Source organism: Hydrogenophaga crocea (genome assembly GCF_011388215.1).
Lineage (GTDB): Bacteria > Pseudomonadota > Gammaproteobacteria > Burkholderiales > Burkholderiaceae_C > Hydrogenophaga > Hydrogenophaga crocea.
In genome coordinates, this window is sequence record NZ_CP049989.1 from 2034352 (window position 1) to 2047379 (window position 13028).

Annotated in this window: 12 protein-coding genes and 2 tRNA genes; 6 read left to right on the plus strand and 8 right to left on the minus strand. The window is 69.2% G+C overall.

Features of this window, described 5'->3' with window-relative positions:
* Positions 1–41: 41 nt before the first annotated feature.
* The 4 genes from G9Q37_RS09645 to G9Q37_RS09660 all read left to right on the plus strand — a co-directional run bounded on the left by G9Q37_RS09645 (position 42) and on the right by G9Q37_RS09660 (position 3439).
* Positions 42–599: a TRAP transporter small permease subunit gene (locus G9Q37_RS09645; RefSeq protein ID WP_166226990.1), complete on the plus strand. Its 558-nt coding sequence runs from the start codon at positions 42–44 to the stop codon at positions 597–599.
* Positions 596–1924, plus strand: a complete 1329-nt coding sequence (locus G9Q37_RS09650; RefSeq protein WP_166226991.1) for a TRAP transporter large permease — start codon at positions 596–598, stop codon at positions 1922–1924. Before G9Q37_RS09645 ends, G9Q37_RS09650 begins: the two co-directional genes overlap by 4 nt.
* Before the next feature lie 167 nt (positions 1925–2091).
* Entirely contained in the window at positions 2092–2652 is a 561-nt protein-coding gene (locus G9Q37_RS09655) for a porin family protein (protein ID WP_166226992.1), read from the plus strand.
* A gap of 43 nt (positions 2653–2695) precedes the next feature.
* Positions 2696–3439 carry a YoaK family protein gene (locus tag G9Q37_RS09660; RefSeq protein WP_166226993.1) on the plus strand — a complete coding sequence of 248 codons (744 nt, stop codon included), beginning with the start codon at positions 2696–2698 and terminating at the stop codon, positions 3437–3439.
* A 42-nt stretch (positions 3440–3481) separates the two neighbouring features.
* Here G9Q37_RS09660 and G9Q37_RS09665 read toward each other — a convergent pair.
* The 5 genes from G9Q37_RS09665 to G9Q37_RS09685 form a co-directional block, all read right to left on the minus strand.
* Positions 3482–3557, minus strand: a tRNA-His gene (locus G9Q37_RS09665).
* Positions 3558–3596: 39 nt separating this feature from the next.
* A complete protein-coding gene (locus G9Q37_RS09670) occupies positions 3597–5522 on the minus strand; it encodes a SurA N-terminal domain-containing protein (RefSeq protein WP_166226994.1) in 1926 nt (641 codons plus the stop codon).
* 80 nt (positions 5523–5602) lie between these two features.
* A tRNA-Val gene (locus G9Q37_RS09675) sits at positions 5603–5678 on the minus strand.
* Positions 5679–5698: 20 nt separating this feature from the next.
* Entirely contained in the window at positions 5699–5971 is a 273-nt protein-coding gene (locus G9Q37_RS09680) for an HU family DNA-binding protein (protein WP_166226995.1), read from the minus strand.
* A gap of 262 nt (positions 5972–6233) precedes the next feature.
* Positions 6234–7319 carry a tartrate dehydrogenase gene (locus G9Q37_RS09685; RefSeq protein ID WP_166226996.1) on the minus strand — a complete coding sequence of 362 codons (1086 nt, stop codon included), beginning with the start codon at positions 7317–7319 and terminating at the stop codon, positions 6234–6236.
* Between the two features lie 106 nt (positions 7320–7425).
* Between G9Q37_RS09685 and G9Q37_RS09690 the strand changes: the two genes are divergently transcribed.
* Entirely contained in the window at positions 7426–8406 is a 981-nt protein-coding gene (locus tag G9Q37_RS09690; protein ID WP_166226997.1) for a LysR family transcriptional regulator, read from the plus strand.
* Here G9Q37_RS09690 and G9Q37_RS09695 read toward each other — a convergent pair.
* From G9Q37_RS09695 to uvrC, 3 genes are read right to left on the minus strand one after another with little or no spacing between them, the layout of a single operon-like run.
* Positions 8363–9223 carry a DMT family transporter gene (locus G9Q37_RS09695; protein ID WP_166231145.1) on the minus strand — a complete coding sequence of 287 codons (861 nt, stop codon included), beginning with the start codon at positions 9221–9223 and terminating at the stop codon, positions 8363–8365. The two genes, G9Q37_RS09690 and G9Q37_RS09695, sit on opposite strands and share 44 nt — an antisense overlap.
* A 58-nt stretch (positions 9224–9281) precedes the next feature.
* Positions 9282–9851, minus strand: coding sequence for a CDP-diacylglycerol--glycerol-3-phosphate 3-phosphatidyltransferase (gene pgsA / locus G9Q37_RS09700; RefSeq protein WP_166226998.1), 570 nt, complete (start codon positions 9849–9851; stop codon positions 9282–9284).
* An 18-nt stretch (positions 9852–9869) separates the two neighbouring features.
* The gene (gene uvrC, locus G9Q37_RS09705; protein WP_166226999.1) at positions 9870–11927 is read right to left on the minus strand and encodes an excinuclease ABC subunit UvrC; all 2058 of its coding nucleotides are present in this window, start codon (positions 11925–11927) and stop codon (positions 9870–9872) included.
* A 50-nt stretch (positions 11928–11977) separates the two neighbouring features.
* Here uvrC and earP point away from each other — a divergent pair, with 50 nt between their 5' ends.
* On the plus strand, positions 11978–13015 hold the full coding sequence (gene earP, locus G9Q37_RS09710) for an elongation factor P maturation arginine rhamnosyltransferase EarP (protein WP_166227000.1): 1038 nt from the start codon (positions 11978–11980) through the stop codon (positions 13013–13015).
* Positions 13016–13028: the final 13 nt, after the last annotated feature.

Genomic DNA, 13028 nt, shown 5'->3' on the forward strand with positions numbered 1-13028 from the left:
GCCGCCAAGCCGGCGCGGGGCCTTTTTGTTGAAGGTGACCCGTGCACAACGAACCCGACCTTGCTGCCGAGGGCGCTGCCGCGCCCGCTGACCGCCACCCGCTCGAAGGCATCGCGCGCGTGCTCGCGGCCGTCGGCACCGTGTGGATCTTTCTCATGATGATGATGGTGGTGGCCGACGTGGTCGGCCGCAATTTCCTCGACAAGCCCATCACGGGCGTGGCCGAATTCGCGGCGCGCTCGGTGGCGTCCATCGTGTTCCTGCAGCTCGCCGCGGCGATCTGCTCGGGCCGCATGACGCGCAGCGACTTCCTGCTGCGCCTGATCGGCGCGCGCTCGCTCACCGCACTGCGCGTGCTCGAAGTGGGCAACGCCCTGCTCGGCGGCCTGCTGTTCGCGGCCCTGGCCTTCATCGCCTGGCCCGAGCTCACGCAGGCCTGGACCGGCAACGAGTTCTTCGGCGTGCAGGGTGTGTACACCGTGCCCACCTGGCCGTTTCGCGCGCTGATCGTGGGTGGCTCGATCGTGGCCGCGCTGGCCTACCTGCTGCAGATGCCCAGCGTCTGGCGCCACGCCGGCGAATTCGGAGAACCGTCATGAGCGACCTCGGTTTCGGCGCGCTGCTGATCGGCGCCCTGGTCACGCTCGTGCTGCTGGGTGTTCACATTGCCGTGGCGCTGATCGGCATCGGCTTCGCGGGCATCTGGCTCATGCGCGAAGACGTGCAGATGGCCATGCGCCTGCTCTACCTCTCGGCCTACAACGGCGTGGCCGACTACATCTTCGCCACCATCCCGCTGTTCGTGCTCATGGGCCTGCTGGTGTCCATATCGAACGTGGGCAAGGACACCTTCGAGGTGGCTGAAGCGCTGCTGCGCCGCGTGCGCGGCGGCCTGGGCGTGGCCACGGTGGCGGCCAACACCGTGTTCGCGGCGGTCACCGGCGTGTCCATCGCCTCGGCCGCGGTGTTCACGCGCGTGGCCGTGCCCGAGATGGTGCGCCACGGCTACCGCACCGCGTTCGCGGCCGGCACGGTGGCGGGCAGCTCGGTGCTGGGCATGATGATCCCGCCCAGCCTGCTCATGATCATCTACGGCGTGTTGGCCGAACAATCGATCGGCAAACTGTTCATCGCGGGCGTCATCCCGGGCTTCCTGCTCGCGGTGGTGTTCGTGCTGATGATCGTGCTCATGGCCACCTTCACCCCGGGCAAGGTGTTCGACCTGCAGCGCCGCCAGGCGCTGGCGCTCGAACGCAGCACCGGCCCGCTTCTCACGGGCGGGCAGATGGCGGGCAAGCTCGTGCCCATCGCGGCGCTGGTGGTGCTGGTGCTCGGCGGCCTGTACACCGGTTTCTTCACGCCCACCGAGGCGGGTGGCATCGGCGCCTTCGGCGCGCTGGTGGTGGCGCTGGCGCGGCGCAGCCTGGGCCAGGGCCGCTTCTGGCGCGTGCTGCACGAAACGGGCAGCGTGTCGGTCACCATCCTGATCCTGCTGATCGCCGCGAGCTTCTACAGCCGCATGCTCTCGGTGGCGGGCGTGCCCGTGGCCATCAGCGACCTGGTGCAGGACGCGGGCCTGGGCCCCTACGGCTTCCTGCTGATCTACGTGCTGATCGTGCTCTTCCTGGGCATGATCCTCGACTCGAGCTCGATCCTGCTGATCATGACGCCCGTGGCCGTGCCCATCGCCACCGACATGGGCTTCAACCTGATCCAGTTCGGCGTGCTCACCGTGCTCGCGGTGGAGATCGGCCTGCTCACACCGCCCTTCGGCATCTCGGTGTTCACCGTGAAGTCCACGCTCAACGACCCCAAGGTCTCGGTCGAGCAGATCTTCGGCGGCGCCCTGCCCTACATCGGCGCCATGCTGTTCGTGCTGCTGCTCGTGGCGCTGTTTCCCTGGCTGTCGCTGGCGCTGATCTGAGGCCACCCTTGGTTACACCCTTCACGCCCGGGCAACGAACCCCGCGGCGCGAAGGGCGCTCCCATTCATGGCCCGCAGAAATCGGTCTGCGGGTGGACGCCCAAGGCCCGTGCCCCGCGCATGGCCTGCGAGCGTTCGTGCTTCAACGCCACAAGCCCGAAGGACCCATGAAAAAAGCCATTCCTCTCACCGCCGCCGTGCTCGCCCTCACCGCGTTCGGCGCCCACGCGCAATCGAGTTACACCGAACCCTCGCGCCTGTACGGCAGCATCGGATACGAGTCCATCGGCCTGCGGGCCAGCAGCGGAGGCGTCACAGCCAAGTCCGACCCGGGCCTGCTGATGGGCACCATCGGCTACCAGCTGCACCCCAACATCGCCATCGAAGGCATCGCCGGCGGCACGGTGCGCAAGGACGACCTCAAGCTCAATGGTTTCAACAGCGGCCTCGACAGCAAGGTCGACACCTACGGCGTGTTCGTGAAGCCCAGCGTGAACCTCACCGAGAACTTCAGCGTGTTCGGCCGCGTGGGTTACGCGCGCACCAACGCCAGCCTGTCCACCGGCAACTTCAGCGTGAACGACTCCACCACCGACGTGGCCTACGGCGTGGGCGCGGCCTACAACCTGTCTCCCAACTCGTACATCCAGGCCAACTACACGCAGTACCTGGACAAGGACAACGTGGAGGCCAAGGGCTGGGGCGTGCACTACGGCCGCCGCTTCTGATCGACACGGTGTACAAAGGCAGGGCTTCTGAAGCCCTGCCCCCATGCCCGCCCGCTACGCCCGTTTCCTCGTCGGCCGCCACCGCAGCGTGGCCGCCAACCGCCAGCTCGGCTGGCTGCTCGCCTTCGTGGCGGGCGCCATCAACGCCGGCGGCTTTCTCGCCGTGCAGCAGTACACCTCGCACGTCACGGGCATGGTCTCGGCCGTGGCCGACAACGTGGTGCTGCAGCGCTTCGACCTGGTGATCGACGGCCTGGTGGCCGTGCTCTCGTTCCTGCTCGGCGCCATGTGCAGCGCGCTGTTGGTGAACTTCGCGCGGCGCCGCGCCATGGCCAGCGAGTACGCGCTGCCGCTGCTGTTCGAGGCCGCGCTGATCCTGTGCTTCGGCCTCATGGGCGCGCGCCTGGCGAGCTTCGAGGCCCTGCTGCTGCCCTTCACCGTGGTGCTGCTGTGTTTCATCATGGGCCTGCAGAACGCGGTGGTCACCAAGCTCTCGGGCGCGGTGATCCGCACCACGCACATGACGGGCATCGTGACCGACCTCGGCATCGAACTGGGCAAGCTCGTGTACTGGAACGCCGACCGCGATGCGCAACCGCCCGTGCGCGCCGACCGCGATCGCATGAAAGTGCTCGGGGGCTTGCTGCTGGCCTTCCTGCTCGGCGGCCTCACGGGCGCCTTCGGCTTCAAGCAGTTCGGCTATGGCTTCACCGTGCCCATCGCGGTGCTGCTGGCCGTGGTGTCGCTCGTGCCCGCCTGGGACGACCTGGGCCGGCGGCGCGCATGAAAAACCCCTGGGGGCCTTGCGACCGCCAGGGGTTTTGAATTTTGGGGTGGCTGATGGGACTCGAACCCACGACAACCAGAATCACAATCTGGGACTCTACCAACTGAGCTACAGCCACCGCAAGCCGCGCATTATAGCCTGCGCGGATGGCTGCATTTCAGCGTGCGGGCGGCGTGGCGTTCTCGGCCGGCTTGGGCACCAGGATGCGGGCCTTGAAGCGCGCCTTGAGCGTTTCATAGTAGGCCTCGCTTTCGGCGCCCGACCAGCCCTGGCCCACCTGCTGCACCTCTTGCGCCTGGCGCTCGGCCGGCACTTCGGCGCGCGGCAGCACCTTGACGACCTGCACCACGGCGTGGCCCTGCTGGCCCAGGGGCACACCGATCCAGGCCGGCAGGGCCTTGGGGTCGGCGGCCAGCGCGGCGTCGAGCACGCGCGGGTCCATCGATTGCGCGCTCTCGCGCGACACCTTGAGCACCGGGCCCATGGCCGCGGCGTCGGCCCCGCCCTTCCAGGCGGCCAATTGTTTTTCGGCCTCTTCTTTCGCGAGTTCGGCGGCGCGCTGCGCCACCAGGCGGCTGCGGGCCTGTTCGCGCACCTCGGCCAGCGGCTGCGTGTGCGCGGGGCGGTGTTCGACGATGCGCGCGGCCACGAGCTGGCTGCCGCCCACGTCGATGGCTTCGGTGTTGCGCTTGCTCGAGATCGATTCGGGCGCGAACAGCGCGCCCAGCAGGCGGGCGTTGGCGAGCGGGCCGGTCTGGCCCGCAGCCGGGGTGCGCAGCACGCCCTTGGCGGTCTGCACCGTGAGTTTCAGGCGTTCGGCCGCGGGCTGCAGGCTCTGCGGCTGCTCGTACACCAGGTTGCTGAAGGTGTCGGCGGCCTCGGCGTACTGGCGCTGCGCCTGCTGCTGTCGCAGCTGTGCTTCGAGCTGCGGGCGCAGTTCGGCGAAGCTCTTCACGGGCGGAGCCTTGATGTCGGTGAGCTGGATGATGTGGAAGCCGAAGTCGGTCTCGACGATGTCGGAGATCTGGCCTTTGCGCAGCGCGAACACCGCCTGCTCGAACGGCGGCACCATCGCGCCCTTGCCGAAGAAGTCGAGGTCGCCCCCGTTGGCGGCCGAGCCCGGGTCTTGCGAGTTGGCCTTGGCGAGTTCCGCGAACTTCGCGGGGTTGGCCCGTGCCTCGGCCAGCAGGGCCTCGGCCTTCTTGCGCACCTCGGCCTTCTGCTCGGGCGTGGCGCCATTGGGCACGCTGAGCAGGATGTGGCTGGCGCGGCGTTCTTCGGCGCCGCTGAGCTGCGAGGCGTTCTGGTCGTAGTAGCTGCGCAGGTCGGCTTCGCTGATGCTGATGCCCTTTTGCAGCGCGGCGGCGTCGAGCACCAGGTACTCCACGTCGGCCTGCTCGGGCGCCTGGAACAGCGCCTGGTTCTGCTGGTAGAAGGCCTCGATGTCGGCCTCGCTCGGGTTCACGCGCGACGCGAAATCGCGCGCGGTGAAGGTCTTCACGCGCAGCTCGCGCTGCTCGAAGAACGCGTTGAGCGTGGCGCGCGCCATCGCGCTCGAACCGAAGCCCGTGGCCTGCACGCCCTGCAGCACCTGGCGCTGCGACAGGTCGGCGCGCACCGAAGCTTCGAAGATCTCGGGCGTCATGCCCTGGCGCGAGAGCAGCTGTCGGTAGGCCTCGACGTCGAGCGAGCCATCGGGCTTGCGCAGCGAGGCGATCGCCTGGTTCTGCTGCAGTTCGCGCGCCAGGCGCTGGTCGGGCGTGTACAGGTTGAGCTTGGCCACGGCCGCGGCCAGCACGCGCTGGCGCACCAGGCGTTCGAGCGATTCGTAGCGCGCGATGTCGCTGTCGAGCAAAGCCGAGTCGATGTTGGGCACCATGGCGCGCAGGCGCTCGACCTCCTGGCGGTGGGCCTGGTCCCATTCGGCGCGCTTGATCTTCTTGCCATCGACACTGGCCACCGCAGCGCCGCCTTCATTGAAGCGCGTATAGCCTTCCACGCCGAACAACACGAAGGACGGGATGATCAGGATCAGCAGGAAGCCCATCAGGAACTTCTTGCGATCGCGGATGATGTCGAACATGCGGGATACCCTGTGATGGTTGGATCAAACGCCGGATTTTGAACAATAAAAAAGGCGAACCCGTGTTCGCCTTTTTCTTGTGGTGGGTGCTGACGGGGTCGAACCGCCGACCTACGCCTTGTAAGGGCGCCGCTCTACCGACTGAGCTAAGCACCCCCAGTGCTTGCGAGGCCGGGTCAGTTGACCGCGTCCTTCAGTGCCTTGCCGGGACGGAACTTCGGCACCTTGGCGGCCTTGATTTTAATCTCGGCGCCGGTGCGGGGATTGCGGCCTTTGCGGGCCGGGCGCTTGGTCACGCCGAACGAGCCGAAACCCACCAGGGAAACGGTGCCGCCCTTCTTGAGCGTGGTGCGGATGGCGGCGATGGTGGAGTCGAGCGCGCGCGTGGCAGCCGCCTTGGAGATGTCGGCGTGCTTGGCGATGTGTTCGACGAGTTCAGTTTTGTTCACGAAAAGCCCCTCTGCAAAGGATAGGTTGGATCGTTTTGGGTGGGCCGCTGGCCACCAGCAGTGCTGGGCCGGGCCCGGATGCCCGGGGGTCGCAGGCCGCGGCCTGGATGGTCCGGCGTGCTTCGAACGATTAGACCCACGTGCCGCGGAGCGTGTCAACACGACATCTGACTCCGAGGCGCGTGGGCCACGCGAGCGGGGATTCTAGTCGCACCAGTGAACGGCCACCGGGGTGCTTCGCTACGGGCTTTCCATGAAGCGACTAGATGCGCGAGGCGATCGCGCGCCCGAGGTCGCTGGTGCCGGCCTGGCCACCCAGGTCGGGCGTGCGCGGCGCACCGCTGCCAGGCTCCAGCGCGGCTTCGATGGCGGCCAGCACCGCGTCGTGGGCCGCGCGGTGGCCCAGAAAATCGAGCATGAGCGCACCGCACCAGATCTGGCCGATGGGGTTCGCGATGCCTTTGCCCGCGATGTCGGGCGCCGAGCCATGCACCGGCTCGAACAGCGAGGGATGGGTGCGGTCGGGGTTGAGGTTGGCGCTGGGCGCGATGCCGATGGTGCCGGTGCAGGCGGGGCCGAGGTCCGACAGGATGTCGCCGAACAGGTTGCTGCCCACCACCACATCGAAGAAGTCGGGCCGCTGCACGAAGTGCGCGGTGAGGATGTCGATGTGGAACTTGTCCACTTTCACATCCGGATACTGTTTGGCCATCTCGGCCACGCGCTCGTCCCAGTACGGCATGGTGATGGCAATGCCGTTGCTCTTGGTGGCGCTGGTGAGGTGTTTCTTGGGGCGCGAACGCGCGAGCTCGAAGGCGTGGCGCAGCACGCGGTCGACGCCGTGGCGCGACATCACGGTTTCCTGGATCACGATCTCGCGCTCGGTGCCGCCGAACATGCGCCCGCCCACGCTGCTGTACTCGCCCTCGGTGTTTTCGCGCACGATCACCATGTCGATCTCGCCGGGCGCGCGCGGCGAGCCGTCGCGGCGCACCACCGGCGCGGTCACGCCGGGCATGAGGCGCGCGGGGCGCAGGTTGATGTACTGGTCGAACTCGCGGCGGAACAGCAGCAGCGAACCCCAGAGCGAGATGTGGTCGGGCACCTTGTCGGGCCAGCCCACGGCGCCGAAGTAGATCGCGTCGTGACCACCGATCTGGTCCTTCCAGTCGTCGGGCAGCATCTTGCCGTGCTTCTCGAAGTAGTCGCAGCTGCTGAAGTCGAAGTGGTCGAACTGCAGGTCGATGTTGAAACGCGAGGCCGCGGCTTCGAGCACGCGCAGGCCCTCGGGCATGACTTCGGTGCCGATGCCGTCGCCGGCGATGACGGCGATGCGGTGTTTGCTCATGGGGGAGTCTCCTGGGGGTTGGGGCGCTGCGCGCCGACGGGATGCACGCAATGTATAGGATCCATTCGCAATAATTCCTGCATTCATTGTTGAATTCGACGAACGAATGGACCGCAGCGATCTCGAGATGGTCAACGCCGTGCGCCAGCAGGGCAGCCTGGCGCTCGCGGCCCAGGCGCTGGGGCTCACGCCCTCGGCCGTCACGCGCCGGCTGGCCGCGCTCGAGGCCTCGCTGGGCGTGCGCCTGTTCCAGCGCACCACGCGCCGTGTGAGCCCCACGGCCGAGGGCGAGACCCTGGCGCAGCGCGCGGCCGAGCTGCTGCGCGGTTTTGAGGCGCTGGAGGTCGAGCTGCGTGAACGCCAGGCCGAGCCCGCGGGCCCGATCCGGCTCGCCGCCACCTTCGGCTTCGGCCGCCGCTGGGTGGGCCCGGCACTCGCGCGCTTCCAGGCCCGGCACCCGGCGGTGTCCATCCAGCTCCAGCTCACCGAACGGCTGCCCGACCTCGCGGCCGAGGGGCTGGATGGCGCGATCTGGCTCTGGGGCGCGCCCGACCAGCGCGCGGGCGAATGGGTGTCGCGCCGGCTCGCGCCCAACCGACGCGTGCTGGTGGCCGCGCCGGCCTACCTCGCGGTGCACGGCACGCCACAGTCGCCCGACGAGCTCGCCATGCACCACTGCCTGGTGGTGCGCGAGCACACCGACGCCCTGCCGCACCGGCAGGACCACTGGGCCCTGCAGCGCGAAGGCGAGAGCACGGTGCGGCGCGTGGCCGTGGCCGGCCCCATGACGAGCAATTCGGGCGAGCTGGTGCGCGACTGGTGCCTCGCGGGCCACGGCGTGATGCTGCGCAGCCTGTGGGACGTGGCGCCACTGATCGCCAGCGGCGCGCTCGTGCACCTGCTGCCCGAGTGGAGCCACCGCGACGCCGACATCCACTGGCTCGCGCCCTGGCAGGCGCAATCGCCCAAGCGCATCCGCTTGCTGGTGGCCGCCCTGGCCGAGGCCTTCCGCGACGAACCCTGGCGGCCCGTGCCGGCGCCGCTCAGCGCGGCGCGCGCACGACCAGGCTCACGCCGAACGCGGTGAGCGCGATGCCGGCCACGGTGAGCGCCGTGATCGGCTCGCGGAACAGCAGCCAGGCCATGAGCGCGGTGCACGGCGGCACCAGGTACATGAGGCTGGCCACCGTGGCCGCCGCGCCCCGCTGGATCAGCAGGTACAGCAGCGAGCTGCCGCCGAGGGTGAGGCCCAGCACCGACCAGGCCATGGCGCCCATGAAGCCGGCCGTGAAGTGCATGGCTTCGGGTTCGAGCCAGGCCAGCGGCAGCGTGACGACGAAGGCCGCGATGAGCTGCGTGGTGTTGGCGGTGCGAACGTCGCAGGCCTGCACGAAGCGCTTCTGGTACAGCGTGCCCGCGGTGATGGCGAACAGCGCGAACACCGCATACGCCAGGTTGTGCGCATTGGCCTGGTCGCCCGGCGAACCTTCGACGAGCTTGCGCCACACCACCAGCACCAGACCTGCGAAGCCCAACAAGAGCCCCAGCCATTGGCGACGTGAAACCTGCCCCTGGGCGCCGCCCATGGCGCTGAGCCAGATGGCGGTGAGCACGGGCTGCAGGCCGACGATGAGCGACGACAGTCCCGAGCCCATGCCGGCCTTGACCGCGGCCCACACCCCCCCGAGGTAGCCCGCGTGCATGAGCACGCCCACCACCGACAGGTGCAGCCACTGCGCACGGCTGGCGGGCCACTTCACGCCGGCCCATGCGATCCAGGGCAGGAAGCACAGGATGGACAGCGCATAGCGCATGGCCAGGAAAGACAGCGGCGGTGAATGGGGCATGCCGTAGCGCGCCACGATGAAGCCCGTGCTCCAGATCAGCACGAACACCCAGGGCATGGCGCGCAGCCAGCCGTTGTCGGGGGCGGAAGCGTTCAAGCGAAAGGCCTCGGGCGCGTCAGCGCGAACGGGCGCGGATCTCGGGCAGCGCCTTCTGCAGGTAATAGACCATGGACCACACCGTGAGCACGGCCGAGATCCACAGCAGCCAGCCGCCCCACACGCGGGTGTCGATCAGGCCGAGCAGGCGGCCGTCGAACAGCAGGAAGGGAATGGCCACCATCTGCACCGTGGTCTTGACCTTGCCGATCATGTGCACGGCCACGCTCTTGGTGGCGCCGATGATGGCCATCCACTCGCGCAGCGAGGAAATGGCGATCTCGCGGCCGATGATGATGAGGGCGGCGAACACGTCGGCGCGGTCCATGTGCACCAGCACCAGCAGGCTCGCGCACACCAGGAACTTGTCGGCCACCGGGTCGAGGAAGGCGCCGAAAGCCGAGGTCTGGTTGAGCTTGCGCGCAAGGTAGCCATCGGCCCAGTCGGTGAGCGCGAAGACGATGAACATCGCCGTGGCCACGAGGTTCTGCTCGGCGCGGCTCAGGCCATCGAGATAGAACACCCCCACGATGAGCGGAATGGCCACGATGCGGGCCCAGGTCAGCAGGGTGGGGAGGTTGAAGAACATGGGGCGATTATGGGGGGCTCAATGCAGCGCCCGGTAAATGGCTTCGGCCAGCTCCAGCGAAATGCCTTCGACCGTCGCCAGGTCTTCCACGCTCGCCGCGCCCACGCCACGCACGCCGCCGAAGCGCTGCAGCAGCCGCGCGCGCTTCTTCGGGCCCACGCCGGGGATGTCTTCGAGCTGGCTGCCGCCGGTGCGCACCTTGGCGCGCTGCGCGCGCATGCCGGTGATGGCGAAGCGGTGCGCCTCGTCGCGGATCTGCGCCACCAGCATGAGCGCGGCCGAGTCGTGGCCCAGGTAGACCTTGGCGCGGCCGTCGGCGAACACCAGTTCTTCGAGACCCACCTTGCGGCCCTCGCCTTTTTCCACGCCCACGATGCAGGCCAGGTCGAGCCCGAGCTGCGTGAACACCTCGCGCGCCACCCCCACCTGGCCCTTGCCGCCATCGATCAGCACGATGTCGGGCATGCGCGGGCCCGTGGCGGGCAGGTCCTTTTCGGTGGCAGACACGGCCTCGGCTTCGGCCTCGGGCTCGCCCTCGACCGACACCGCGGTGCCGGCCGGCAGCGCCGCACCGTCCTGCTCGGCCTTGAGCGCCTCGGCGATGCGGCCGTAGCGGCGCGTGAGCACCTGGCGCATGGCCGCGTAGTCGTCGCCGGGCGTGATGCCCTCGATCTTGTAGCGCCGGTACTGGCTGTTCTGCAGCTTGTGGCCTTCGAACACCACGCACGAAGCCTGGGTGGATTCGCCCGCCGTGTGCGAGATGTCGAAGCATTCGATGCGCAGCGCCTCGAGCTCGTCGTCGGGCAGCTGCAGCGCCTCGGCCAGCGCGCGCGTGCGCGCCTGCTGGCTGCCCTCTTCGGCCAGCAGGCGCGCGAGTGCGATGCCCGCGTTCTTCTGCGCCATCTCGAGCCACAGGCGGCGGTGCTCGCGCGGGTTGTGCACCGCGTGCACCTTCTGGCCGGTCTGCGCGGTGAGCGCGTCCAGCAGCGCCTTGCCCACGGCGTGGCTGGTCACGAGCACCGGCGGCATGGGCGCGCCGATGTAGTGCTGGGCGATGAAGGCCTCGAGCACGCGCAGTGCGGTGCGCTCGGCCGGATCGGTGGCGGCGGCCTCGGTGGCGCTCGCGCCTTCGGCCATCAGCTCCTCGATCGCGCTCGCGTCGTCCACGTGCGCGGGAAAGTACGGCCGGTCGCCCAGGTGGCGGCCGCCGCGCACCATGGCCAGGTTCACGCAGGCGCGCCCGCCCTGCACCTTCACGGCCAGGATGTCCACGTCCTGGTCGGTGCCGGTCTCCATGGTCTGCTGGTGCAGCACGCGCGACAACGCGGTCATCTGGTTGCGGATCTCGGCCGCCTGCTCGAATTCGAGCTTGTCGGCGTGTTCCAGCATGCGCGACTCCAGCGTCTGCAGCACGGCCTGGGTTTCGCCGCGCAGGAAGCGCTCGGCGTTGGCCACGTCGGCGAGGTACTCGGCCTGGTGGATCAGATCGGCGCAGGGGCCGCTGCAGCGCTTGATCTGGTAGAGCAGGCAGGGCCGCGTGCGGTTGGCGAACACCGTGTCTTCGCAGGTGCGCAGCTTGAAGACCTTCTGCAGCAGCTGGATCGATTCCTTCACCGCCCAGGCGCTGGGGTAAGGGCCGTAGTAGCTGTGGCGCTTGTCCACCGCGCCGCGGTAGTAGGCCATGCGCGGGAACAGCGTGGACGCGCTGGTGGTGCGCCCGGCCGACTTCGCCGCGTCGCGCGTGCCGGTGATCTTGAGGTAGGGGTAGCTCTTGTCGTCGCGGAACAGGATGTTGAACCGCGGGTTGAGCGTCTTGATGAGGTTGTTCTCGAGCAGCAGGGCCTCGGCCTCGCTGCGCACCACCGTGGTTTCGAGCCGCACGATGCGGCTCACCATGTGGCCGATGCGCGTGCCGTCGTGGTTCTTCTGGAAGTAGCTCGACACGCGCTTCTTGAGGTTGCGCGCCTTGCCCACGTAGAGCAGCTGGCCCTGCGCATCGAAGTAGCGGTAAACCCCGGGCAGCGCGGGCAGCGCGGCCACTTCATTCAGCAGTTGTTCGGAATGCGCCTCGGACATGGCGCGTATTGTGGCCTCGGCCCGGCGCGCGGCTGGTGCAAGATCGCGCCATGCCGAGCACCGCCCCCTGGGACCTCTTCTGCCGCGTCATCGACAACTACGGCGACGCCGGCGTGTGCTGGCGCCTGGCCGCGCAGCTCGCGTCGCGCGGCACGCCCGTGAGGCTGTGGATCGACGACCCCGCGCCGCTGGCCTGGATGGCGCCGCAGGGCGCGCCCGGCGTGACCGTGCTGCCCTGGCGCGAGCCCTTCGATGCGCAGGGCCACACGCCCGGCGCGGTGTGGATCGAGGCCTTCGGCTGCGAACTGCCCGAGGCCTTCGTGGCCGCGCGCCAGGCGGACCCGGTGTGGCTCAACCTCGAGTACCTCAGCGCCGAGGGCTTCGTCGAACGCCAGCACGGCCTGCCTTCGCCCGTGATGAGCGGGCCGGGCCGCGGCCTCACCAAGTGGTTCTATTACCCCGGCTTCACCGCGCGCACCGGCGGCCTGCTGCGCGAGGACGACCTGGCCGCGCGCCAGGCCGCCTTCGACCCCGCGGCCTGGCGCGCCGCGCAGGGCCTGCCCGCGGCGCCCGGTGCGCGCTGGATCACCCTGTTCTGCTACGAGCCGGCGGCCCTGCCCGGCCTGATGGCCAGTGCCGACGCCCACTGGCTGGTAACCGCGGGCCGCGCCACCGCCGCGAGCGCCGGCCTGCCGCTGGCGCCGGGCGCGCAGCGCCACGCCCTGCCCCACCTCGATCAGCGCGGCTTCGACGAACTGCTGTGGGCCAGCGACCTGAACTTCGTGCGCGGCGAGGATTCGCTGGTGCGCGCGCTCTGGGCCGGCAAGCCCTTCGTGTGGCAGATCTACCCGCAGCACGACGACGCCCACCACGCCAAGCTCGAGGCGTTCCTCGACTGGCTCGACGCCCCGGCCGACCTGCGCGAATGGCACCGCCGCTGGAACGGCATGGACGCCCGGCCCGCGGCCTGGCCCGGCTGGCGCGCCGTGGAGGCCTGGGGCGAAGCGGTGCGCGCGGCGCGCGAGCGTCTGTGGGCCCGCGACGACCTGGCCACCCAGCTCGCCGGCTTCGTGGCCACAAAGGGCTAAAATCGCGGGCTTT

Bases quoted from the DNA above. Each gene is read 5' to 3' on its own strand.
- G9Q37_RS09685 (WP_166226996.1), bottom strand. From the start codon at position 7,319: ATGAGCAAACACCGCATCGCCGTCATCGCCGGCGACGGCATCGGCACC.
- G9Q37_RS09670 (WP_166226994.1), bottom strand. From the start codon at position 5,522: ATGTTCGACATCATCCGCGATCGCAAGAAGTTCCTGATGGGCTTCCTG.
- G9Q37_RS09650 (WP_166226991.1), top strand. From the start codon at position 596: ATGAGCGACCTCGGTTTCGGCGCGCTGCTGATCGGCGCCCTGGTCACG.
- G9Q37_RS09695 (WP_166231145.1), bottom strand. From the start codon at position 9,223: ATGCCCTGGGTGTTCGTGCTGATCTGGAGCACGGGCTTCATCGTGGCG.
- G9Q37_RS09655 (WP_166226992.1), top strand. From the start codon at position 2,092: ATGAAAAAAGCCATTCCTCTCACCGCCGCCGTGCTCGCCCTCACCGCG.
- G9Q37_RS09690 (WP_166226997.1), top strand. From the start codon at position 7,426: ATGGACCGCAGCGATCTCGAGATGGTCAACGCCGTGCGCCAGCAGGGC.
- uvrC (WP_166226999.1), bottom strand. From the start codon at position 11,927: ATGTCCGAGGCGCATTCCGAACAACTGCTGAATGAAGTGGCCGCGCTG.
- pgsA (WP_166226998.1), bottom strand. From the start codon at position 9,851: ATGTTCTTCAACCTCCCCACCCTGCTGACCTGGGCCCGCATCGTGGCC.
- G9Q37_RS09660 (WP_166226993.1), top strand. From the start codon at position 2,696: ATGCCCGCCCGCTACGCCCGTTTCCTCGTCGGCCGCCACCGCAGCGTG.
- earP (WP_166227000.1), top strand. From the start codon at position 11,978: ATGCCGAGCACCGCCCCCTGGGACCTCTTCTGCCGCGTCATCGACAAC.